We start from the raw sequence: 23,661 nt of genomic DNA on the forward strand, positions 1-23,661 counted from the left end.
CCGGAGGAGTTCGCGTGAGGATTGCCGTACTCGACGACTACCAGCGGGTGGCGACGACCATAGGTGGCTGGGACCGGCTGCCGAGTTCCTTCGAGGTCGTCCCGTTCCACGACCATGTCGCGGACGCCGACGGCCTCGTCGCCCGGCTCTCCAACTTCGACATCGTCTGCGCGATGCGCGAGCGGACCCCGCTACCCGCCGCGGTGATCGAGCGCGTGCCGCGCCTGAAACTCATCGTGACGTCGGGTGGGCGCAACGCGTCCATCGACGTCACGGCCGCGGCCTCGTGTGGCGTCACGGTCTGCGGGACGGAGGGATCGGGTCCCGCGACGGCCGAACTCGCGGTAGCCCTCCTGCTCGAGTCCGCGCGCGACCTCTCCGCTGAGATGGCTTCGGTTAGGGCTGGCGGATGGCAGGTCGGCGTCGGGAGGACGCTCGCCGGGAAGACCCTCGGCGTTCTCGGGCTCGGGCGGCTCGGCTCGAAAGTCGCGCGCATCGGTGCCGCCATGGACATGGAGATCCTGGCGTGGAGCCAAAACCTCACGGCGGGACGCGCCAAGGAGGTCGGCGCGACGCTCGTCGGACGCGACGAGCTGTTCCGCCGCGCCGACTACCTGACGGTCCACCTCGTGCTGTCCGAGCGGACCCGCGGTCTCGTCGGCGAGCGGGAGCTTGGCCTGATGAAGCCGGACGCGGCGCTCGTGAACACGTCGCGAGCCGCCATCGTCGACACGCCGGCACTTCTTCGGGCGCTTGCGGCCGGCCGCCTCCGCCGCGCGGCCCTAGACGTCTTCGACTCTGAGCCCCTCCCGCCATCCGACCCGATCCGCGACACGCCCGGGGTCGTCGCCACGCCACATATCGGCTACGTCACGCGCGAAACCTACGAGGCGTTCTTCAGCGGCTACGTCGAGGCCATTCTCGGCTTCGTCGAAGGACGTCCTATCCGTGTCCTGTCGCCCGGCTGAAGATGTGAGACGCTGACGGCGCGATCATGGGAAGGTTGCGTCCAGGATTCGGCAGAGGGGAGGGACGATGACTGCGAAGGAATACGGTGCCCTGCTCACTGCCGCGTGGGCACGGTTGCGGGAAACCGGGTGGCACTGGTTCAACTATCACTTCTTCAACGGGCCACGCCCCTTCGCCGACAGCATCATCGCGGCATGCGGATCGATCGACGACAGGGCACCGGGCATCGGCACAACGCTCCTCATCCAGCTTTGCTCGACCGGGGGGCGGGAGGGGGACGAGGGACAGTACGAGCAACTGCTCCACAAACTGGCTGAGATCCTCGTCATCGAGCGCGTCGTCCAGTGCCCATGGCCGGAGGATACGACCTTCGAGCATGAGCCCGCCGCGGTCCCCGGCGGCCCCCGGCCGGAACTGCTCGTTCGGCATCCGGAGGGACGCCTTGCCGTCGAGGTGAAAACCCCGTCGCTGCTCAACCACATTCGTGCGCGCGCAGCGAACCCGATACAGTTGCCCTACAGGGACGGCGTGCGACTTGAAGTGGCCCGGGAACTCGCGGGAGGCCCGGTCACTCTGCCCCGCGACAACCCTGTCCGCGACTTCCTTCGCGATGCCGAACGAAAGTTCAACGGGTTCAGGGACGCGGTGACCGAAAGCCTTCTGGTGATAGTCTGGGACGACGCCATCTACGAGCCGATCTCGGTCCTCGTGAACCATGGATCCGGTTTGCTGACGGACAGTAGCCATTCGCTGCAGCCCGACGGCACGCCGGAGACGTTTCCAAGTGTCGACGCCGTGGTGGCCGTCCGTCATCTCGACTACTTCATCCGCGGGTCGCGTGAAGAGCCCTTGATGGATCGGCGCAGCGCGATGGATTTTGGTGACCACCGCGCCCTGCCCAACGTCCTTTTCCCAGCCCACGGAGGTCGCGTTGTGCCCGGTCAGGTCGTCGAGGGATTGAGGGCGGTCCGCCACGACGATCCGGGCCTGCGCATGTTTGCCGACTACAATCCGCAGGACATGGTCATGTGGTTGGGCGCCCGACGCCCACAGGGGGAAGCGCAATAGCAGGGCGACCGTACGCAGTTCCCCATCCGGAGCGCCCTACGATTCCAGCGCTTCGCCTGAAGAATTGTGATGGAGCAAGTACCCGTCGCTTCAGCTGGACATGATCTCATCAAACACGTGCCGCGCGATCGCCGGCATCAAGTTCGACCCGATCGGACACGACGTCTAGGGCGCGCGGGTAAGAAGGGCCCACGGCGCTCCGCCCCCGACCGCGGCCACGACGGCGAAGGAACAGATGCAGATGACGCCAAGGGGCAGGCACACGTCCGCCGAGGCGTCTGAAGCCCCGAACACAGTCAGTCCGACGACGTCGAGCCAAGGTTGGAAGAGTGGGTGAGAGGGGTAAACAGGAAGCTTGCGTCAACCGTTCGAAGCGTCGACGCGACCGGGCGACGCCGCGCGTCCCAACCGGACTAGGGGAGGTCTGCCGCCGTGCAAATCAAACGTCGGGCGCCGGATCGCGACGGTCGTTTCCGTCAGCGTGCGCAGGTTGCCGTTCAACTGGCGCCGGGTCGCTTCCACGTCCGCATCCCAGAGACGTGCCAAGCAAACCACCGCGTCCGAAAGCGCGGACGAGGGATACTGTCCTCCGGTCGTCGACGCGAACGGAGCGTCCGTTTCGGTGAGTACACGGTCGCGGGGCAGCAAGGCGACGAGAGCCGCTGCCCTGCGCGACCGGAGCATGGGAAGGCCCACCGAGAACCAAGCGCCCATCTCGGCTGCCCGCCGCGCATGCGCCGTCGGGCCGGAGAACCAGTGCAGGATCGGCAGGCCGGCCCCGGGTTGCCGCGCGAGCGCGTCCAGGACCTCCGCGCTCGCGTGTCGGCTGTGGATCGACATGACCTTCCCGCCGGCGTCCGAGCAAGCGCGGAGGATCCTGTCGAAGACGTCCTTCTGCACGCCCATGTGCTCGGCGAACCCATCGCCGCCGTCGAGGCCGACTTCGCCGACGTAACCGGTTTCCCCAAGCAAGCGAACGAACAAGCCGACCTCGCCGTGGCGTTCGTGGGCCAGTTGCGGATGGAGCCCGAGCGCGGTGCGGATCCGCTTTCGCCCCTTCGCGATCATGGTGGTCTTCGGGAACGCCTTCGGCGTCGTCGTGACCGAGAGCGCGTAGATGCCGGAGCGCTCGACCTCGTCGGCCGCCGCCGACGGGGACGGGAAGAGGTCAAGGTGGCAGTGGAAGTCGATCAACTCAGCCCAGTTCCCGTTCCAGGTACATCCCCACCTCCTCAAGACCGCGCTGGTGGACGCCGAACCATCCCTGCCTCTCGGACGGGTCCAAAGGCAAGGGGCCGCTGGCGAGGGCCCGCTGGTTTCGCCCCCGGGGATCGCGCGAGGACGCCACGCGCATCGCCATGATGTCGTCGCTGATGTCGGGCCTTTCCCACGCCTCGCCGACCGAGAAACGATAGTTCGTCGTGTCGGTCATGCCCGCCGCCGCGAAGGCGGCCCGGCGGATGAGGCAGGGGACGCAGTGTCCGCATTGCTGGCTCCTCCGCTTCCACTTGCCGCAGGACACCGTGCCGAGCGCGGTCTCGGCCAGATGCCCGGCGGGTGCGAGTTCCGACAACATCTCGCCCTTTGTCATGTGTCTGTAGGGATTCCCGATCCGGATTTGCATGCCGGTGAAGTCAAGGACGGACTGAATCCTGTCCAAGAAGTCCGGGTGTGTGGTGCGCGTGCTGTGCGAGCCGACCCTGCGTCGCGTCAGCGGGGCGTTCAGGGCGATGAACCCGTTCTCCGGGACGACGAGGTCCACCATGGCGAGCTGCGGCTTGACCGAGCCCAGCGCCGTCGCGGCGACGACGCCGTAGGCGAGGAAGCCGAGGCTGCGGGTGCGCATGCTCGTGTCGTTCACGTTCGGACCCGAGAATACGGGATTCGCGTTCGCGGCAAAGCGGGGCAGCACCTTTCCGAGGCGCGGAGCGAGCCTGCGCTGGTAGCTCTGGTCGCCGCGGTAGGAATGGCTGACGAGCAGGGGGCTGCGACCTTCCCTGATGAGGTCGACCGCGCCGATCAGGCTGTCGAGGCCGCCAGAGAACAGGGAGACGCAGTCCGCCCGTCCGATGCCGACGTGGCTGCGGTGGCGCCGCAGGATCGCCTCGGGTCCGGGCGGTGCCCGCCCCCCGTCGACAAATGTGAGCCGCCACGTGTCCCCGCTCAGGAACGCGAGCGCGCGCTCGATGTCACCGGCGACCGCCGACCATGGCCCGGGCCGGCAGAGCGGTACCTCAAGGGCTAGTTCGCGCGACCACCCGTTCGTGCCGAACCTCGAGCGGTCGACGAATGTGTCGGCGGCCACGACAGCCAAGGCGATCGACAGGAAGTCGAACGCGAGGGGGGCGACCGGCACGCCCAGCCGAGCGATCGCGACCTCGAGGCTTCCGCCGATCGAGGCGGTGCCGGGATGCTTCGGCCGCCGGCCGTAGAGATGCACATGGACCGTGTCGGACCCGCCGGGAACCGGGACGTCCTCCTCGTCGACGTGGAACACCAGCCTATTCATCGAAGGCCTCCCATTCCCTCCACACCTCGTCGACCGCCGCACGCATCAACCGCGAGACGCCCGCACCGTTCATCGCGGCGCCCTGCGGCATCCTGGCGTCCAGTTCCCGGTCGACGACGACCCTGATCAACTCGAGGAGCTGCGCCTCCGCCTCCGGTGTGCGCGCCTCGTCCGGGGCGTTCGCCCACGAGCCGCCGACCTCCTCGACGATGTCTTGGAACACCGACTGGGAGAGGTACTCAGCGATGATCCGGTGGATCGTCTCCGCGTCGAGGCGATTGGGGTCGAAATCCCCCTCGCCGAGGACTTCCAGCATCGCCTCGTCGATCGACACCCGAATCCGGTCCGCGTCCGCGCCCTCCGGCGCCAGCGCCTCCGCGATGCGTTGGCAAACGACGTCGAGCGGTTGGCCCGCAAGCGAGTCCTTGGCCAAGCCCCTGGCCGCCGCACCGTCGCCGTTTCCGCCGAGCGAAGAGAGGACGTCGTAAAGGCCGCCACCGGCTGCATATACCGAGCCGTACCGGCGCGGGCCGACCTCGCTTCCCCCGGTTGACGTCCTGGCGTAATGGCCGAGCGCGCGTCGAAGGTCGGCTCGCTCGCCGTCCCGCAGGAACTTTCCGAACGACCTTCTGAATGCCCTGAAGCGCTGGGGAACCGCCTCGGGCACCTTCTTGCCCGGCTCGTCGTCGGTGCCCGGCGGGACGAGTGGTTGATCCTTCCCGGAACCCTTGGAGGAGGATGACGTGCCCATCAGCCGCGTCCCTCGGCGCTTGCCGTCGGTTCCTTCATCATGGTTGTCATCCAGAGCGGTGGCTTCGGCAGGCCGCCGACGAACCGCACGAGCTTGTCGTGCGCTGCGGGACTTGACCTCGCCAGCATCACGGCGCCGCGGAAGTCGTTGCGGGCCTTCAACCAGTCAAGGTTTCGTCCCATCGCGACGATCATCTCGTCCATGACGTCGGCGGCCTCCTCGGAGGCCAACCGGGAGATGGCCTCCTTCGAGGCCGGAGAGTTCACGGAGGCCGTCTTCAGAAGCGTCTCGAGGGCCTTCGCCGCTGCCGGGCCCAGCCGGGCGGCAACCGAGCGAAGGGGCAGCGTCTCGCGCGAGAGGTACACCATCGGCCGGAGGTCGACCCCGGCGAACATCGGGCTCAGCTTTAGCCAGTTGGCCGCAAACTCCGGTTGGCCCTGCCACGCTTTCGGGAGCCGCTCCGCCGGGACCTCGCCCTTGATGGCCTCGAGGTCAGCAAAGGCCTGCGGCTTCCCGTCCGTCGCCGCGTTCACCATGGAACCGAGTTCCAGGATCGCCTCCTCGCCCATGCAGCGCTCGAACAACGCCAGCTTCGCGATGTAGGACTCACCCAGCGGCATCTCGCGGCGCCGCGCCACGGACGACCGCATCCGGATCACGTTCAGCATCCGCTTCACGATGCGAGGGTTGCCGTTGATCCTGACGGAATGGGCAAGCAGCGGCGCGAGGAGATCCATCGTCTCGAGGCTGCCCATCAGTGCGTCGTCCGGGGCGATGTCCAAGATTGCCGCGATCTCGGCCATCTTGAACGGCGGATCGTTCGACCAGCTCTTCCGTAGTTTCGAGACCAGGAACCCGCGGACCGCCTCCTGCCGTTCGGGTACGACACTCGCCTCCTTGGTTACGGCCAGCATGACGAGGTAGGCGCGAACCTCCTGCAAGCCGAGCTTTGGGACGCGGATCGGGATCTGGATCAGCTTGTCCAGATAGTCGGTGACGTGCCGGTCCCCCGGGTTCGAGAAGTGCTTTGCTACCGCGAGGCGGATCATCTCCTCGTCGGCGGCGACAACGAAAGCGGTCCTTGGGAGGAACAGGAAAAGCCGCATCGCCTCGAGGGTGGCGATGGCGTTTGCGGGAAGACAGCGGTCGAGGTTGTCGACGAAGACCACAAGCCTGCGGCCCATGGAGTCGAGAAGCTCGCCGAGTTCTTTTCGGAACGCTGCGATCTCCTCGGGCGCGTTGCGCTTCTCCTTCGCCGCGAGCAGGCCGCCGCTCCGTTCCGCGGCGGCCTTGGCCGCGTCTTTCAATGCGTCGACGTCCTCCTTGTCGCCCGTGCCGCCGAGGAGATCCCCGGCGGAACCGAACGCCTTCGAGAAAAGTCCGAGGGTTGGGACTCCTGCTGCCATCGCTCCGACGTCGACCGCAAGGCCGAGTGCCTTGAGCTTGTTGACCCGGCGGTAGAACCCCGACGCCTTCTCCTTCAGGGTTTCGGGAGTGGCGTCGTAGAGGTTCTTGGCGATCACCGTCATCAGGGCGGACTTCGCCTCGTCGAAGTCTTGGTAAAGCCATGCGTCGAAAGGTATGACGAGGTTGCGTTCGTCAGCCTCGAGTTGGCTCGACACCAGTCTCAGGATGCTGGACTTGCCGACGCCCCAGGTCCCGTAGATCCCCAACGAGATCGGCAGCATCCCATCGTCGGTGACGAGGTCGCAGACCATCTCCGACACTTCCGAATAGTTCAGGTAGTCGACGCCACTTTCGATGTCCGCCCACATGGCCCCTCCCAGTTCTACCGAGGGTTGATGCCATTTACCGTTGCGTCAAGCGCGCAGCGCCTCCATCCACGAGCAATTCCCCGTGCAGTCGTTTGGGGCAGGACGGAAACGACTTACGCAAAGCGCGCCCGTGCCGGGACGCCGCACGGGAAGGGCCGGATGCGCGCAGGGTTCCTCGACTTGTCGGCGGCGATCCTGCCTTCTGGACGGCGATGCAAGGAATGCCTGTGAATCGGCGTGGAATAAGGGGTCTGACGCATCTCTGATGACGATCAGGGCGCTACGACAGGGCGGGCTTCGAACAGATTTAGCATGGCGCGGCCGAACATCCGGCGTTTGACGAGCTTCAAGGAGTTTCGTGGCCCCCAGTCTGGCCGTTCGACCGAGTCCTGTAACGGCAGCGCGGACAACCGCCCACTGTCCACGCAAGCGTGCGCTCGCGTTTGCGGGTAGTTTGCGTCGCGCCGGGCGACTCTGCGTTCATCACGGACGAGGGCGAAGGCATGGCAATCTACGAATTCATGGATATCTCAACAGGGCATCTGACGACGGACGACGTCGCCCTTCTGGACGAAGGCGAGCTGCCGTTCGATGTGATGAGCTACGACTACGGATGGGTCGTCTCGACCGCCAAGTTGATCGCGGGGCCGCTTCGTGAAGACAGCGCCCGGGACTTGAGCAGGTCGGGTCTCTCACCCGAGTTCATCGCGGCGGCCAAGGTCGCCGGAGAGCGCAACTGCTGGCTCCTGCGGTTCGACATGGACGCGGACCTTGATCCCGACCTGCCGGTGGGTGGATACGGCATGGACCCGGACGAGCTTGCTCCGCCCAGTCCGTAAGCATTCAGGTCAGCGGAAGGCGACACTCCCACGTGGAGCCGAAGGGAGCGTCTTCGCAGACGGGTTCGGACTTCGGTCTGCGACCTTCCGTCCGATGCGGGGAAGGGGAGCCAACCATCGCGGTCTCCACCCCCGCCAACAGCTCACATAGAGAAATCTGGTGTCACGCTTGTCGCCAGCACGCTTTGGAAGACGATGAACGAGCCTTCAGCGAGCGTGATGTCAGCATACTCTTCAGCCGTTTGCGACAAGGCATAGGCATGCGAGCAGTAGGCGGCCCGCAAGCGCCAGCTGCAGCGTGTGCGCCGATCGGTGGCGAAAGCGGGTTTTCGGTGAACGTGCGATCGCTCGGCAGGGCTGCAGCATGTACTTTGGTCGGAAGGCGGCGTCGCCGACTTGGGTTGATTGGAGTTTCCAATCCTATTCCCGTCGCTTACGAAACCTTCGACCTCATAGCGGTTGCGTCGAAGCCCTCATTCCATGCCGTTTAACATGCGAAGGCGCCGAGCCCCATCACCACCCCTTCACCAGGCTGAGCTTCGCCTGGGGCCCTTGCGCACCAGCGTTGCGAGTAGCGGCAGCGCCAAGGCTGACCGCATCGATCTTGAATTTTCGAGCATCGCGTTCAGCGCGTTGACCTCGCTCGACAACTCGTTGGATGCGGCGGCCGCCTCTTCGACCATTGCCGCATTCTGCTGCGTACCCTTGTCGAGCGTCCCCACCGCATTGTCGATCTCGCCCAAGCCCACGGCTTGGTTGCGAGATGACACCACGATGGCGCCGACGTGCACGTCGACCTCGGACACCTTCTCGACGATCCCTTCCAGGCTCTGACCGGCCCGTGCGACAAGCTCGACGCCCTGTTCGACCTGCCTGCGGGAAAGGGAGATGAGGTCCTTGATCTCCTTGGCGGCTTCCGCAGAACGTTGAGCGAGACTGCGGACCTCCTCAGCAATCACAGCAAAGCCGCGACCAGCCTCGCCGGCCCGTGCGGCCTCGCCGCCGGCGTTCAATGCCAGGAGGTTGGTTTGGAAGGCCATCTCATCGATGGTCCCGATGATGCTGCCGATCTTACCGGACGATACCTCGATCTCGGCCATGGCGGCGACGGCATCGCCGACGACCGCGCCGGACTGCTTTGCTTCCAACTTCATGCGGTTCGCAAGCTCGCCAGCCTGCTCGGCCTTGTGGCTCGAACCGCGAACCCCGTTGGTCATCTCGGAGAGGGTTGCCGATGTTTCTTCGATCGCGGCTGCTTGCTGTTCGGTCCGCCTAGCAAGATTATCCGATGCCGAGCGGATATGATCGGCACCCGATTGGATCGGCGGCATGGATCGCTTCCAGGAGCAGTTCCGTGAGTAAGGCCTTGCCTCTCGTGCGCGCGGGGACGTCGTTCCCGCCATCTGTCATGCCGAGCAGTTCCTCCGGTTCATCAGTCAGGTACGGTGCAGCCCGCCACACAAACGCGGAGACGTTCGTTAATGAGCGTTCCTTCGGCCGAGCCCAAATCCCAGGAGCGCGTGGATGGCAAGCGCGGTATTGATCGCGTGTTGATCACGGCGGGCGCGAGCGGCACGTACCGCCCGCGCTAACCGTCTCAAGCCTTCTCGTCGTCCGGGTGCCCGAGCTCGCAGAAGAAGCCTCCAAGGTATCGCGTGGCGATAGCCTTCGGGTCCGCGGGGGGCGTCTTGGCCTCGACGGCCGCCCGGAACGGCTCGCTGTTGTCCTGAGGTTGGTAGCCGAGATGATTGGCTCCGGAATTGTCCACGGTCTTCACTTTGTTGTCGGACAGTCCGAAAGCGATCGTATGGGCCACCCGGGGCGCGGTCAGCGACGCCTCGACCAGTCTGACGCAGTCATCGAAGGACTGGTACGACCAGAGATGGCGCCGATCGGTGGGCTCGGGAAATGACGAGAAGATGCGTAGGCACGCCGTCTCGATGCCGAACTTGTCCCAGTAGAGGCGGCTGAGGCTCTCCACGAAGTTCTTCGACACGCCGTAGAGCGTGTCGGGCCGTACGGGCGCGTCGACGCCGATCTGTGCCTCGACCTCGTGAAAGCCGATGGCATGCACCGAGGAGGCGTAGACGACCCGCTTGACGCCGTTCTTCCGGGCGCCCTCGTAGATGTGGTAGGAGCCGCGAATGCTGGAGTCGAGAATGGTCTGCCAGGGGCTTTCCAGTGCCGCACCACCGAAATGCACGATCGCGTCGCATCCTTCGGTGGCGGCGATCGTGGCGTCCATGTCGGAGAGCTCGAAGACCGCTTCCTCCTCGTTGGGACGGAGATCGTCGAACGGGCGGCGTCCGGCGACCCTGATCTTGTTCGCCAGATGCGCCAGGCCTGGGCGGAGAACCGTCCCAAGGCGCCCGCCCGCGCCGGTGATGAGGATTCGCTCGTATTGCGGCATGGTCTACTCCACTTGCGCGACGGCGGCGTTGATGCGCGCGATCGCCTCGGTCAGCACCGCCTCACTCGTGGCGGTCGAGATACGGAAATACGGCGACAGCCCGTAGGCCGCCCCAGGCACGCCGGCGACGCGGCCTTCGTTGAGGAGGTAGTTGGCGAAGGCCGTGTCGTCCTCGAGCACCACGCCCTTCGGGGTGCGTCGCCCGATCAGGCTGCCGCAGCCGATATAGGCGTAGAAGGCGCCTTCGGGCGGCGACAGCGTCAGACCGTTGGCCTGCCGGATGCCGTCGACCACGAGGTTGCGGCGTGCCTCGAAGGCGCGGCCGAAACGCGACACCTCGTCCTGCGGTCCGTTCAGCGCCGCGACCGTCGCGGCCTGCGCGATCGAGCAGACGGACGTGACCGACTGACTCTGGATCGTCGTCATGGCCTTGACGAGCGGGGCAGGGCCGACCGCGTATCCGACACGCCAGCCGGTCATCGCGTAGGCCTTCGACACGCCGTTGACGATCAGGGTGCGGTCGCGAAGCTCAGGGCAGGCCTTGCCGAAGGACACGAACTCACGGCCGTCGAAAATGATGTGTTCGTAGATTTCGTCCGATAGCACGAGGACGTGCGGATTTTGGGCAAGGACCTCGCCAAGCGCCTTGAGGTCGGACTCGGAGTAGACGGCGCCGGACGGGTTGCCGGGCATGTTGAGGAAGAGCCATTTGGTGCGCGGGGTGATCCCCCGCTCGAGCACCTCGGGCGTCAGGCGGAAGCCGGTCGTTTCCGGGCATTCGACGACGACGGGTTTGCCACCCAGCAGCTTCACCATCTCCGGATAGGACACGAAGTAGGGCGCGGGCAGGATCACCTCGTCGCCGGGCTCCAGCGTCGCCATCAGCGCGTTGAAGATGATCTGCTTCGCGCCATTCGCGACGACGACGTCCTCGGCCGCGTAGTCCAGGCCGTTCTCGCGCCGAAACTTGCTTGCGACCGCCTCGCGTACCTCGGGCGTGCCGGCCGAGCCCGTGTAGAGCGTCTGCCCGGCCTTCGCGGCCTCGTAGGCCGCTTCGACGATGTGGGAGGGCGTCGGAAAGTCCGGCTCGCCGAGACCCAAATCGATCACGTCGATGCCCTTGGCGCGGAGCGCCTTGGCCGCTTGGGACACAGCCATCGAGGCGGACGGCTTCACCACGGCGAGGCGGGAGGCGATGTAGCTCATTTGTCGTTCTCCGAAACGTAGCCCTTGGAGCGGTCAGCGGCGCGAGCCTCGGGGGCGCGCTTGGCGGGATCGCCGAAACCGCCGCCGCCGGGGAGCTCCATGATCAGCCGGCGGCCGGCGGGTACGTGCTGCCAGCCCTTGGGCCGCATCAGCGTGCCGTCGTCGAGCTTGACGATGCCCGCAGCCCCGCTCTCGCCCCCGTCTCGGCCGCGCGGCGCGTGGTTGATGCGGTCGAACATGGCGGAGAAGTCGAACTCATGCCCTTCCATCGGCGCGATCTCGATGATCTGGCCGAGACCGCCACGGAACTCCCCGTCGCCGCCCGAACCCGGCCGCAGTTCCTTGCGCCAGACGACGATCGGTCCCGTGTGCTCCGTCGCCTCGACGGGCATCGTGTGGACGCCGGAGGGGAAGGCGGTCGCCGACGGGCCGTCGATGCCGGGGCGCGCGCCCATGCCGCCCGAGTTGAACATCAGCACCTCGGCGCGGCGACCCTCGCCGCCGTTGGCGGGGCGTGCCGAGATGTGGATGTTCCACAGGGCGCCCGCGCCTTCCGAGAGAATCTTGCCGGGCATCGCCTTGGCAAGCGCTCCGAGCACGAGGTCCGGCACCATGTGGCCGAAGATGTGCCGGAGCGCGACCGGGGCCGGGCGCACCGCGTTCAGGATGTTGACGGGCGAGGTCACGGTGTAGAAGGCCAGCGAGGCCGCGTTGTTTGGGATGTCCGGCGCGGTGGCGCATTTCAGGGCATAGCAGGCATAAGCCTTGGTGTAGATGATCGGCGTGTTGATGCCCCATCGGCTCATCGGGTCGGTGCCCGTGAAGTCGACCTCGACCTCGTTCTCGCGCACCGAGACCTTGGCGGCGAGCTTGATCGGCGCGTCGTACCCGTCCGTGACGAGCTCGTTGGACCAGCTTCCCTTCGGCAAGCCCCCGAGGCGCTCGACCATCGCGTCGTGTGTCCGGGAGAAGATGAATGTCCCGAGGCTTTCGAGCGTGTCGAGGCCCGTTTCCCGCATCATCTCGACGAGGCGGCGGTGTCCGACGTCGTTGCAGGCCGCCAGGGAGTAGAAGTCGCCGACGACCTGGTTGGGCTCGCGCACGTTGGCGCGCAGGAGGCGCACGAGGTCGAGGTTGACCTTGCCACGCTCTGCGAACTTCATGATCGGGATCTGTATGCCTTCCTCGTAGACGGACTTCGCGTCCGCGCCGAAGCCGCGGCCACCGACGTCGACGACGTGCGCGGTGCAAGCGAAGAAGGCGACGAGTTCGCCATTCAGGAAGGAGGGCGACACCATGGTGATGTCGTGGAGGTGGCCCGTGCCCAGCCAGGGGTCGTTGGTGACATAGGTGTCGCCCTCGAACATCTCCTCGCGAGGAATGGCCGCCATGAAGTGCGCCACTGCCTCGGCCATGGTGTTGACGTGGCCGGGCGTGCCGGTGACGGCTTGTGCGAGCATCCGACCCCGCGGGTCGAAGACGCCGGCCGAGAGGTCACCGGACTCACGCACCGAAGTCGAAAACGCGGTGCGCAGGAGGGTCAGCGCCTGTTCCTCGACGACCGAGATCAAGCGGTTCCACATGACCTGCATGCGGATGTCGGCAATGTCGCACATGGGTCTCAGGCGCCTTTGCGGATGAGGAGGATGGCGCCGTCGCCCTGGATGACGGCGTCGAAGGGACTGGTGACGACTGTGGAGGTCTCACGCTCGACGATCACCGCAGGGCCTACAACTCGCGTTCCGGGAGCCAGGGTGTCGCGCTCGACGATGCCATAGGTAAGAAGCGTCCCCGCGGCGGGATCGAAGACCTCGCGTCTGACCTCGACCGTCGCCTCGGACGATCCGGTCGTTATCTCCTCGCGCGTTCCCGCCGGCCGCTCGTCGCTGGCCTTCACCGAGAAGGTCACGATCTCGATCTCGAGGTCGCCGAGCCCGTCGATGGCACGGCCGAAGAAGCGGCCGTAGCTCTCTCGGAAGCGCTGCGCGAGCTCCTCCCGCGCCGTCCCGTCGAATGGCTGGTCAGGCAGGGGGACCGGGATCTCCCAGCCCTGGCCGGCATAACGCATGAAGGCGGTGATCTCGCGAGTGATCGTTCCGCTGGTGCCGGCCCGCACGAAGCCCTCGGCGGTCTTCTTGAGGTCGTCAAGAAGGGCGTTGACCTCTCGGGCATCGAAGCGCGACAGGCGCACGAGGCGCGAGGCAAGCGCCTCGTATCCGAAGGGTGCCTTGAGGAAGCCGATGGCCGACCCGACGCCCGCCCCGCGCGGCACGAGGCAACGGTCGATGCTGAGCTTCTCGCAGAGCCGGGCGGCGTGCAGGGGAGCCGCGCCGCCGAAGGCGATCATGATGTTGTCGGAGACGTTCTTGCCGTTCTCGACGGCATGGACCCGCGCGGCGTTCGCCATGTTCTCGTCGACCACCTCGCAGATGCCGAAGGCAGTCGGCAGGGCAGCGAGCGACAGCTTCTCGCCGACCTCAGTGAGGATGGCACGCTCGGACGCGGCCGTGTCGAGCTTGATCGCACCGCCCGCGAAGTTGTCGGGGTCGAGCTTGCCCATCACGAGGTCGGCGTCCGTGATGGCAGGGCGCTTGCCGCCGCGTCCGTAGCACGCGGGACCGGGCTCCGATCCCGCGCTTTCCGGACCCGTCTGGATGCGGCCCATCGCGTCCACCCAGGCGATGGAGCCGCCGCCCGCGCCGATCTCGATCATCTCGATCACCGGAATCGAGATCGGCATCCCTGAGCCCTTGGTGAAGCGATAGGTTCGGGCGACCTCGAAGGTGCGGGCCGTCTGCGGCGCGTAATCCTCGATCAGGCAGATCTTCGCGGTGGTGCCGCCCATGTCGTAGGAGACGACCTTCTCCAGACCGAAGCGGCGGGCGATGTCGGCTGCGAAGATCGCGCCGCCGGCCGGGCCCGATTCCACGAGACGCACCGGGAACTCCGACGCCGTCTCGACCGAGATCAGGCCGCCGCCCGAATGGATCATGAAGACCGGGCAGTCGGCGCCCATCTCCTTCAGGCGGACCTGGAGCCGGGCGAGGTAGGTCGCCATCTGCGGCCGCACGTAGGCGTTGGCGCAGACCGTGTTGAAGCGCTCGAACTCGCGCATCTGCGGCGATACCTCGGAGCTGATCGAGATCGGCACGTCGAGCTTGGCGGACAGGATCTCGCGCGCCCGCCGTTCATGGGTCCCGTTGGCGTATGAGTGGATGAAGCCGATGGCGACCGCCTGGAAGTCCTGCGCGGCCAGCTCCTCCGCGAGGCGCGCCAGAGCGGCCTCGTCAAGCGCGAGAAGCTCCTGTCCGTCCGCGCCGATGCGCCCTTTCACCGTGAAGCGGTCCTCGCGCGGGATCAAAGGCGCCGGGATCCTGATATCGAGGTCGTACTGGGCGAAGCGGTTCTCCGTCCGCATCTCGAGGACGTCGCGGAAGCCTTCCGTCGTGACGAACGCGGTGCGCGCGCCGCGCCGTTCGATCAGCGCGTTGGTGGCGAGCGTCGTGCCGTGGATGACGATCCCGATGTCGGACGCGGCGATCTTGGCGTCGCGGACGACGATCTCGATGCCGTCGAGGATCGCCTGTTCGGGCGCGGTGTAGTTGGTGAGGACCTTCGTCGAGAAGACCGTGCCGCGCACGTCGAGCGCGATGTCGGTGAAGGTGCCGCCGATGTCGGCGCCAAGGCGGATGTCGTCCGATCCTGCGGTCATGCGTCGGCCTTCCGGGCGTTGAGCGCTGCGGTGCGCATTTGGGTGAGGGTCTGGCGGGGCGTGATCGCCTCCGGCGAGACCACGAGTTCGAGAACGGCGCCGGTCGGGGAGGCGAGGGCGCGGCGGAAGGCTGCGGCGAAGCCTTCCGTGGCCTCGACCTTCTCGGCATGGAAGCCGTAGGACCTGGCGAGGCCCACGAAGTCCGGGTTCTCAAGCGTCGTCCCCGATACGCGCTCGGGGTAGTGACGCTCCTGGTGGGCGCGGATCGTCCCGTAGATCCCGTTGTTCAGGATCAGGACGATCGGCTGGGCTCCGGCTTGCATGGCGGTGCCGAGCTCCTGGCAGTTCATCTGGAAGTCGCCGTCCCCGGCGAAGCAGACCACGGTGCGCGAGGGCATAGCTGCCTTGGCGGCGATCGCGGCCGGCACGCCGTAGCCCATCGCTCCGGACTGGGGCGCCAGGAGCCGTGCCTTGCTTCCGAAGCGGAAGAACTTGTTCGGCCAGACGGTGAAGTTGCCCGCGCCGTTCGTGAGGATGACGTCCTCGGGAAGGGTCTCGCGCAGCCACGCGGTGACCGCGACCATGTCGACCGGCCCCGGCTGGGCGGGAGCGTCGAAGCTCGCCTCGTAGGCGGCCCGCGCGTCCTCGCGCCATCCTGCCCAATCACCCTGGACGGGTTCGAGCGTCTCCGCGAAGGCGTTGGGTCCTGCCTGGATGCCGAGCGCAGGCACGTAGACCTTCCCGATCTCGCGGTCGGACGGGTGGACATGGATCAGCGTCTGGCGGGGCTGCGGCACGGACAGGAGCGTATAGCCGTTCGTCGTCATCTCGCCGAAGCGCACGTTCACCGCCAGGATCGTATCGGCCTGCTCGATGAGGGCGCGGACGTGAGGCGGCATGCCCACCCCGGCCTCGCCGACGAAGACGGGAGAATGGTTGTCGAACTGATCCTGGTAGCGGAAAGCGGCCACGACGGGGATGCCGGACGTCTCGGCGAACCGCTGAAGCGCCAGGCGGCCCTTTTCGGTCCAGTTCGTCCCGCCGAGGAGGAGGACCGGGCGCTTCGAGCCGGCTAGGAGGTCGTGTGTCGCTGCAACCGCGGCGGACGACGGAGCCGCCTCGTAGAGTTTCGGGGCTGCCGCCAAGGGAGGCACGTCGGTCTCGTCGGTCAGCATGTCCTCGGGCAGGGCGACGACGACGGGCCCCGGTCGCCCGGACACGGCGGTCGTCCAGGCCCTCGCCATGATCTCGGGGATCCTGTCGACCTGATCGATCTCCACCGCCCACTTGGCGAGGGGGCCGAATACGGCGCGGTAGTCAACCTCCTGGAAGGCCTCGCGGCCCTTCATGTCGGTGCCGACCTGGCCGACGAAGAGGATCATCGGCGAGGAGTCCTGCATCGCGGTGTGGACGCCGATGGAAGCGTTGGTGGCTCCGGGGCCGCGGGTGACGAAGCAGAGGCCCGGATTGCCAGTGAGCTTGCCGTAGGCCGCCGCCATGAAGGACGCGCCGCCCTCGTTCCGGCACAGGACGTAATCGAGCCGGCCGCGCGTGTCGTGCAGGGCATCGAGCACCGCGAGGTAGCTCTCTCCCGGTACACCGAAACCCTTGTTCGCGCCGAGGGCCAGCAGGCACTCCACCAACAACTGGCCACCGTTTCGCGCCATGGTCCTGACTCCTTGAATCCGATCCGGGAAGCTCGCGCGCCCGCCGATTGCATCCTGTGTGTTTCGACGCCCAAGCCTCGATATGGATGCGCTTTGAGTGAAACCTGCCCCTTGGCCGCCGCCGGCGAAATCAAGAAATCCGGTTCATTAGAAAGTTCTGCTTTACCGCCGAGGCCCGACCAAAACGCCGGGATTGAGGACGTGCCCGGGATCCAGGGCGTCCTTGACGCTCGACATCAGCGATCGCTCCACGACGCCTCTGAAGGCTGTCGCCAGCGCGACCTTTGCCCGTCCAAGCCCGTGCTCGGCCGCGAAGCTCCCGCCCATCTCGGTCGCCAAGCCGACCAGGGCGCGGCCGAGTTCCGAGTTCATCCCGGAGAAGTCCGTGGCGCCCGGCGGGGGAGACAGATTGCAGTGAATGTTGCCGTCGGCGAGGTGCCCGAAGGCGTTCACCCTGACGCCGGGCACGAGATCCTCGCAAAGGCTCGAGCCGGCATCGACGAACTCGGCGATCCGACCCGGCGGTACCGAGATGTCGTGCTTGAGTTGGGCGCCTTCCAGCCGCTGACCTTCCGGCTGTTCCTCGCGGAGTTTCCAGAACCTGTCACGGTGAGCCTGGGACATTGCGACGGCCCCATCGACTACGAAGCCCGCCTCCATGCCCCACGTGAGTTCGTCTTCGAGGATCGCGTCGAGCGGTACGCGGCGGGAGGAAGAGGTCAACTCGACCAGGACGTAGGCCGGAGCCCGCGTCTCAAGTGGGAAACCGATGTCGGGCAGGTGGCGCAGCACGAGATCCAGCCCGATGTCGGTAAAGAACTCGAGCCCCGAGAGAAACTCGCTGGCTTCGCTGCGCACATGGTTTCCGAACGCGACAGCGGCCGAAAGATCGGCCAGGGCGACGAGGGCGGTCGAGCGTTGCTTGGGCGCCGGATGCAGTCGAAGAACCGCGCGGGTGACGACGCCCAGCGTACCCTCCGACCCACAGAACAGCTTGCGGAGCTGGTAGCCGGCGTTGTCCTTCTGCACCTCGCGAAGGCCGTTCCAGACGGTGCCGTCGGCCAGAACGACCTCGAGGCCGAGAACGAGGTCGGACATCATCCCGTATCGAAAGGCATGGCTGCCCCCGGCATTCGTTCCGATGAGGCCCCCGATCCTCGCACTGCCTTCCGCCCCGAGATGCATAGGGAAGATGAGGTCCCGGCGTGCCATTTCCTCGTGGACCGTCGCCAGGATGGCCCCGGCCTCCACGGTGACGCTTCCCCCGCCGCCGTGAGGCTCACCGATCGCCGACATGCGCGACAGGGACAGGATGACCGCTTCCTCGCGGTCGGCCACGCTGGCTCCGCAGAGGCCCGTGTTGCCCCCTTGCGGTACGACCGCGAGGCCAGCGTCGTTGCACATCCGCACCGTGGCCGCGACTTCATCGGTATTCTTCGGGCGCGCGACCCCCACAGGCTGCACACCGAAACGGTCGAGCCAATCGCGGGTATGGGCGGCAGCGTCCGGGCCCGTCAGCCAACCCGAGGGGCCAAGAAGCGTAGACAGGGCTGAAGCGATCATCGGCGTGTCCGACTGAAGAGGCCAGGCTGGCGGCGGTCGTCGACGCCGTGGCTCAGTGTCCAAGGATCTGCGACAGGAACTTCTTGGTTCGCTCGTTGCGCGGGTTCGTGAAGAAGGCCTCGGGCGGTGCGTCCTCGACGATCTCGCCCCGGTCCATGAAGATCACCCGGTCCGCCACCCGCCGGGCGAAACCCATTTCATGCGTGACGCAGATCATCGTCATGCCCTCCGCCGCGAGCGTGACCATGACGTCGAGCACCTCGGAGATCATCTCCGGGTCCAGCGCCGACGTCGGCTCGTCGAACAGCATGATGTGCGGCTGCATGCAGAGCGAACGCGCGATGGCGACTCGCTGTTGCTGGCCGCCCGAAAGCTGGCCGGGATACTTCTCCGCCTGCTCGGGGATACGGACCTTCTCGAGATAGCGCCGGGCGATCGCCTCGGCCTCGGCGCGGGGCATCTTGCGCACTCGCATCGGCGCCAGCGTGCAGTTCTCCAGGACGGTCATGTGCGGGAAGAGGTTGAAGTGCTGGAACACCATGCCGACCTCGCGGCGGATCTCGTCGATGTTGCCGATGTCGTCGTCGAGCTCGGTACCGAGTACGACGATGCGGCCGTCGTCGTGCTCCTCAAGGCGGTTGATGCAGCGGATCATCGTCGACTTGCCGGATCCGGAGGGGCCGCAAACCACGATCTTCTCACCGCGCTTCACCGTGAGGTTGATGTTGTCGAGCGCCTTGAAGTTTCCGTAGTGCTTGCCGAGCCCGATGAGCTGGACGGCCGGCGTGTCGGACGTGGTGGACTGTGTCATCTGAGGGGTCCTTACCGCTGGCCGACCGACATGCGGCGCTCGAGGAACGCGCCGTAGCGGGAAAGGCTGAAGACGAAGGCGAAGTAGATGAGGGCGATGAAGGCGTAGACCTCGACATAGGCGAAGCGCCATTCGCCGGTGCCGTAGGCGGCGTTGCCGGAGGCGAGGATCTCGAAGAAGCCGACGATGATGACGAGCGAGGTTTCCTTGAAGGAGATCACGACCTGGTTGATCGTCGCGGGCAGCGCGTTGCGCATGGCCTGGGGCAGGAGGATGCGCCCCGTGCGTTCCCAGTAGCCGAGGCCGAGGGATTTCGCGGCCTCGTCCTGGCCCGAGGCGACGCCCTGCATGCCGCCGCGCACGATCTCTGCCTGGTAGGCGGCGAAGAACAGCGCGAAGCCGACGATCACGCGGTAGAGCTTGTCGCCTTGGAGCCAGTCGGGAAGCGCGAAGGGGAGGACGATCGCGAAGGTGAAGAGAATCGAGATCAGCGGCAGCGAACGGACGGCGTCGATGATCATGCCCGTGGTGCGGGAGATCCAAGGCAGCTCCGATCGGCGCATCAGGGCCAGCACGATTGCCAGCGGAAAGCCGATGAGGCAGGTCGAGACGAAGATGAACAGGGTCAGGGCGAGGCCGCCCCACTGCTCCTCGCCGACGTGAGGAAGGCCGAGGATGCCGCCCTTCATCAGGACGTAGAAGGTGGCGACGCCGATGAGCCAGACGGCGGCGATGCGGCGCCCGGTCCAGAAGGCCGGGATGCAGCTCAGCACGACCATGATCACGACGGTCAGGCAGGCGAGGCCGGAGCGCCATTGCTCGTCGTAGGGGAACAGCCCGAAGAAGATGATGCGCCAGCGCGCCGCGATCACCGACCAGCAGGCCCCGGATGCTGCCTCGCACGCCGCCGGACCGCCGCTTGCCGTGAACACGGCGGAGAGGACCGCCCAGTCCAGGAGTTTCCAGACGACGGTGACGAGGATCGCGACGGACACGACCGACACGACAGCTTGCACAGGCGTGGAGAAGAAGCGTTTGCGAAGCGTCCGGCGGCCGCGGGGCATGGGTAGGGCTGTGGCGGTCATCTGTTACCCTCTCAACTGGTTGCCTTTGAGGGCGATGGCTTTGTTGATGCGGTTGAAGATCGCCGCGATTGACAGGTTGATGGCGAGGAAGCCGCCCATCAGGATCGCGATGGCCTCAATGGTCTGGCCGGAATGGTTGATTGTCAGCGCGACGATCATGAAGAAGTCGGTGAAGCCGACCGTGATGCCGAGCGTCGTCGCCTTGATGAGCCAGACATACTGGTTGGCGAGGATCGGCAGCATGGCGCGCATGGCGAGCGGCAGGCGGACATAGATGAAGGTCTGCCAGCCCGAGAGGCCGACCGAGCGAGCCGCCTCGACCTGTCCACGACCCACGGACTGGAAGCCGCCGCGCACGATCTCGGCAATGTAGGAGCCGCCATAGATCGCGATGGCGATCGTCAGCGCTTGGAACTCGGGCGGCACGCGCAGGCCGCCGCGGATGTTGAGGCCCTGAAGGGCGGGCACGTCGAGGAACGGGCTGTCGCCCAAGCGCCCGACGAGGAGGCACACGACGCCGACGGCGAGAAGCGCGAGGGGGCCTGCCCAGCGGGCCGTGCGCAGGGCGCGTGCGGCGTGCTTCGGAACTTCGGCAAGACTGCAGACGACGAAGAGGACGAAGGCGAGAAGGCAGGCGACGAGGAACGCTACGAAGGCCCATGTCTCGACGTTGAGCGCGGGCATGTAGAGGCCGCGGTTGGTGAGCGCCATGCCCCAGGCCTCGTGCGCCTCGCGGGGCGTCGGCAAGCGCGTGATCAGCGCGTACCAGAAGAAGACCTGAAGGATGAGCGGGATGTTGCGGAAGATGTCGACATAGGTCCGGCCGAGAAGCGCGGCGAGCTCGTTCGACGAGGTGCGCGCGAGGCCGACGACCATGCCGACCACCGTCGCGCAGACGAGGCCGATCGTGCCGAGAAACAGGGTGTTGGTGATGCCAATCAGGAAGTACCACCAGTAGGGATCGGTGGAGGAGGCGGGCAGCAGCGAGAAGTTGACGTTCCAGCCGGTGGACTTCTCCAGGAAGCCGAAGCCCGAGGTGATGCCCTGCGCGTCGAGGTTTTGCCTGGCGATCACCACCGCCGAGACGACCAGGGCGACCAGGACCCCGACGAAGGCAAACTGGAGGAGCGCGGCGCGCGTCCTGCGATTTCTCAAGAGGCGACCCATCGCGCGGCTCCCTGGTGACGGTTGGGAGGCTCCGCCGCGCAGGGCGGCGGAGCCGTTGCGACGTCAGTCGATGACCATGGGGTAGAGCACGCCGCCGGCGTTCCACAGATTGGTCAGCTCGCGCTCCATCTTGTAGGGCGAGTCCTTGCCGAGGTTCCGGTCGAAGACCTCGGCGTAGTTGCCGACGTTCTTGATCACGTTGTAGGCCCAGTCGTCCGACAGCCCGAGGCCCTTGCCCATGCCCGGCGTCTTGCCGAGGAACTTCGACATCTGCGGCGAGGTTGGGTTGTCACGCATCTGGTCGACGTTCTGCGAGGTGATGCCCGACTGCTCGGCGAAGAGCATGGTCGAAAGGGTCCAGTTGGCGATGTCGACCCAGTTGTCGTCGCCCTGTCGCATGATCATGACTTCCGGCTCGACGTCGAGTACGTCGGACAGGATGACGTGGTCGTCGACGTTGCCCTTTGCGGCGCGTGCGATGGCCAGCACCGGACCCCATTGGGCGTACAGGTCGCAGCGGCCGGAGAAGTAGGCCTGCTCCAGTTCCTCGGTCTTCTCGATGATGACGGGCTCCAGCTTGATGCCGAGCTTGGAGGCGTAGGCCGCGACCTGCGGCTCCTGCGAGGTGCCGGCGGGGATGCAGATCGTGCCGCCGTCGGCGTCCTTCAGCGAGGCGAGGTTCAGCTCCTTGTGCGCCATCACCTTGGTGGTGCCGAGGTAGTAGGAGCTGGAGAACTGAAGTCCGAGTTCCGTGTCACGGCCGAGCGTGGCGCCGGACGCCTTGATGATGATGTCGACGTCGCCGGACTGGAGCGATGGCCAACGCTGCGCCCAACTGATCGGAATAATCTTCAGCTTGGCCGGGTCGCCGAAGACGGCGGTGGCAACGGCCCGGCAGAGGTCGATGTCCATTCCCTTCCAGGCGCCCTTGTCGTCGACTTCGGCGAAGCCGAGATAGGAGCCGTCGTGTCCGGTGCAGTTGAGGACGCCGCGCGCCTTCACGTCTTCCAGCGTCTTGCCGCCGGCGGCCTGCGCCGGGGTGACGAACGGCACGAGGCCGAGGGCCAGCATGGCCATACCTGCTTTGGCAAACTTCATGTCGCTCTCCAGTTCATGTCAGGTTGATCTGCATTGCACTGCACGTCGGACCGCATGCGCGCCGAGCCCCGCCGGGGTGCCGTCAGCCGAGATACGGAGCCGATTTCGGGAGGGGCGCGACAAGGTCGGCGCGCCAGTCTTGTTCGAGGAGCCATCGATGGAGGGCCGCCAGGGCCTTCACCCTCAAGTGTCCGCGGGGCACCACGAGGTGGAAACCAGGGATTTCTTCCGGCGGCATGCCGGCCAGCGCGTCGAGGCCGAGAGGCGCCACCAGCGTGCCGAGCCTGAGGTCCTCCTCAGCGTCGATCAACGACACGAGGCCGACGCCGATGCCCTGCATCGTGGCGCGGCGCATCGTCGCCGCGTCGTCGAAGCCGACGCTGCGGTTGCCGCGCGGCAGGTCCACCCCGAGATGGCGCAGGATGTCCGACCAGAGGCGTTTCGACTTCACGAGGTCGAGCAGCGTGAAGGCGGCGAGATCGGCGGGGGTGCGGATGCGCTCGCCGATGGCCGGCGTGCAGCAGATCACCTTCGGGTCCGGGACGAGAAGTGCCGTCTCGTAGTCGCTCCAGTCGCCGTAACCCCATTGCACCGAGAGGTCGATGTCGTCTCGCGCGAAGTCGGGCAGGTCGATCATCGTCGTCAGTCGCAGGTCGAGGCTCGGCATGATGTCGCGGAACAGCGAGAGCCGAGGCAGGAGGTAGTGGGTCGCGAAGTAGGGGCTGGCGTTGAGATTGATGCGCTCGCGGCTCGCCGAGTGGGTGACGCGGCGTACGCCTTCGGCGAACTCCTCCATGCCGGCCTTGACGTAATGCGACAGTAGGATCGCCGCTTCGGTCGGCTCGATTGACCGCCCCTTGCGCTCAAACAGCGTGACCTGGAGCGTGTCCTCCAAGAGTTTGATCTGTTGGCCAACGGCCTGGGGTGTGACGAGAAGTTCGTCGGCTGCCTGTCGGATGCTGCGGTGCTGCGCCACCACGTGGAAGACACGCAGGGCGTTGAGGGACGGCAGCCGGAGCTTTCCGTTCATC

General features: G+C 66.4%; 18 protein-coding genes and 1 pseudogene. 3 read left to right on the top strand and 16 right to left on the bottom strand.

Going from position 1 to position 23,661, the window contains the following annotated elements:
- Nucleotides 1-14 precede the first annotated feature (14 nt).
- Nucleotides 15-968, top strand: a complete 954-nt coding sequence (locus tag H7A85_RS02535; protein WP_182084299.1) for a D-2-hydroxyacid dehydrogenase family protein — start codon at nt 15-17, stop codon at nt 966-968.
- A 67-nt stretch (nt 969-1,035) separates the two neighbouring features.
- Entirely contained in the window at nt 1,036-2,037 is a 1,002-nt protein-coding gene (locus H7A85_RS02540; RefSeq protein WP_182084506.1) for a hypothetical protein, read from the top strand.
- Between the two features lie 360 nt (nt 2,038-2,397).
- On the opposite strand, the gene qatD is transcribed toward H7A85_RS02540, so the two are convergent.
- Genes qatD through H7A85_RS02560 form a run of 4 tightly spaced genes read right to left on the bottom strand, consistent with a single transcriptional unit; the run spans nt 2,398 to nt 7,072 of the window.
- Entirely contained in the window at nt 2,398-3,273 is an 876-nt protein-coding gene (qatD, locus tag H7A85_RS02545) for a Qat anti-phage system TatD family nuclease QatD (RefSeq protein ID WP_348519689.1), read from the bottom strand.
- The gene (gene qatC / locus H7A85_RS02550; RefSeq protein ID WP_182084301.1) at nt 3,233-4,546 is read right to left on the bottom strand and encodes a Qat anti-phage system QueC-like protein QatC; all 1,314 of its coding nucleotides are present in this window, start codon (nt 4,544-4,546) and stop codon (nt 3,233-3,235) included. Before qatC ends, qatD begins: the two co-directional genes overlap by 41 nt.
- The gene (locus H7A85_RS02555) at nt 4,539-5,297 is read right to left on the bottom strand and encodes a hypothetical protein (protein ID WP_182084302.1); all 759 of its coding nucleotides are present in this window, start codon (nt 5,295-5,297) and stop codon (nt 4,539-4,541) included. Before H7A85_RS02555 ends, qatC begins: the two co-directional genes overlap by 8 nt.
- Nucleotides 5,297-7,072: a P-loop NTPase fold protein gene (locus H7A85_RS02560; RefSeq protein WP_182084303.1), complete on the bottom strand. Its 1,776-nt coding sequence runs from the start codon at nt 7,070-7,072 to the stop codon at nt 5,297-5,299. The genes H7A85_RS02555 and H7A85_RS02560 overlap by 1 nt, the downstream gene beginning before the upstream one ends.
- 503 nt (nt 7,073-7,575) lie before the next feature.
- Here H7A85_RS02560 and H7A85_RS02565 point away from each other — a divergent pair.
- On the top strand, nt 7,576-7,911 hold the full coding sequence (locus H7A85_RS02565; protein ID WP_182084304.1) for a hypothetical protein: 336 nt from the start codon (nt 7,576-7,578) through the stop codon (nt 7,909-7,911).
- A gap of 524 nt (nt 7,912-8,435) precedes the next feature.
- Here H7A85_RS02565 and H7A85_RS02570 read toward each other — a convergent pair.
- From H7A85_RS02570 to H7A85_RS02625, 12 genes and pseudogenes are all read right to left on the bottom strand, one after another.
- A pseudogene (locus H7A85_RS02570) lies at nt 8,436-9,233 on the bottom strand (methyl-accepting chemotaxis protein); the annotation flags it as partial.
- Nucleotides 9,234-9,508: 275 nt separating this feature from the next.
- The gene (locus H7A85_RS02575; protein ID WP_182084306.1) at nt 9,509-10,321 is read right to left on the bottom strand and encodes an NAD(P)-dependent oxidoreductase; all 813 of its coding nucleotides are present in this window, start codon (nt 10,319-10,321) and stop codon (nt 9,509-9,511) included.
- A gap of 3 nt (nt 10,322-10,324) precedes the next feature.
- A complete protein-coding gene (locus tag H7A85_RS02580; protein ID WP_182084307.1) occupies nt 10,325-11,527 on the bottom strand; it encodes a pyridoxal phosphate-dependent aminotransferase in 1,203 nt (400 codons plus the stop codon).
- On the bottom strand, nt 11,524-13,143 hold the full coding sequence (locus H7A85_RS02585; protein WP_182084308.1) for a hydantoinase B/oxoprolinase family protein: 1,620 nt from the start codon (nt 13,141-13,143) through the stop codon (nt 11,524-11,526). Before H7A85_RS02585 ends, H7A85_RS02580 begins: the two co-directional genes overlap by 4 nt.
- 5 nt (nt 13,144-13,148) lie before the next feature.
- On the bottom strand, nt 13,149-15,239 hold the full coding sequence (locus H7A85_RS02590) for a hydantoinase/oxoprolinase family protein (RefSeq protein ID WP_182084309.1): 2,091 nt from the start codon (nt 15,237-15,239) through the stop codon (nt 13,149-13,151).
- Entirely contained in the window at nt 15,236-16,906 is a 1,671-nt protein-coding gene (locus H7A85_RS02595; protein ID WP_182084310.1) for a thiamine pyrophosphate-dependent enzyme, read from the bottom strand. The genes H7A85_RS02590 and H7A85_RS02595 overlap by 4 nt, the downstream gene beginning before the upstream one ends.
- 162 nt (nt 16,907-17,068) lie before the next feature.
- The gene (locus H7A85_RS02600; protein ID WP_182084311.1) at nt 17,069-18,469 is read right to left on the bottom strand and encodes an FAD-binding oxidoreductase; all 1,401 of its coding nucleotides are present in this window, start codon (nt 18,467-18,469) and stop codon (nt 17,069-17,071) included.
- A 52-nt stretch (nt 18,470-18,521) separates the two neighbouring features.
- Nucleotides 18,522-19,280 carry an amino acid ABC transporter ATP-binding protein gene (locus H7A85_RS02605; RefSeq protein WP_182084312.1) on the bottom strand — a complete coding sequence of 253 codons (759 nt, stop codon included), beginning with the start codon at nt 19,278-19,280 and terminating at the stop codon, nt 18,522-18,524.
- 11 nt (nt 19,281-19,291) lie between these two features.
- The gene (locus tag H7A85_RS02610) at nt 19,292-20,365 is read right to left on the bottom strand and encodes an amino acid ABC transporter permease (protein ID WP_182084313.1); all 1,074 of its coding nucleotides are present in this window, start codon (nt 20,363-20,365) and stop codon (nt 19,292-19,294) included.
- Between the two features lie 3 nt (nt 20,366-20,368).
- The gene (locus H7A85_RS02615; protein ID WP_244630888.1) at nt 20,369-21,520 is read right to left on the bottom strand and encodes an ABC transporter permease subunit; all 1,152 of its coding nucleotides are present in this window, start codon (nt 21,518-21,520) and stop codon (nt 20,369-20,371) included.
- Nucleotides 21,521-21,595: 75 nt separating this feature from the next.
- Entirely contained in the window at nt 21,596-22,630 is a 1,035-nt protein-coding gene (locus H7A85_RS02620) for an amino acid ABC transporter substrate-binding protein (protein ID WP_182084315.1), read from the bottom strand.
- Between the two features lie 82 nt (nt 22,631-22,712).
- Complete coding sequence (locus H7A85_RS02625; protein WP_182084316.1) at nt 22,713-23,660, bottom strand: LysR substrate-binding domain-containing protein; 948 nt, start codon at nt 23,658-23,660, stop codon at nt 22,713-22,715.
- Nucleotide 23,661 lies beyond the last annotated feature (1 nt).

This window comes from Aureimonas sp. ME7 (assembly GCF_903970965.1).
Lineage (GTDB): Bacteria > Pseudomonadota > Alphaproteobacteria > Rhizobiales > Rhizobiaceae > Aureimonas.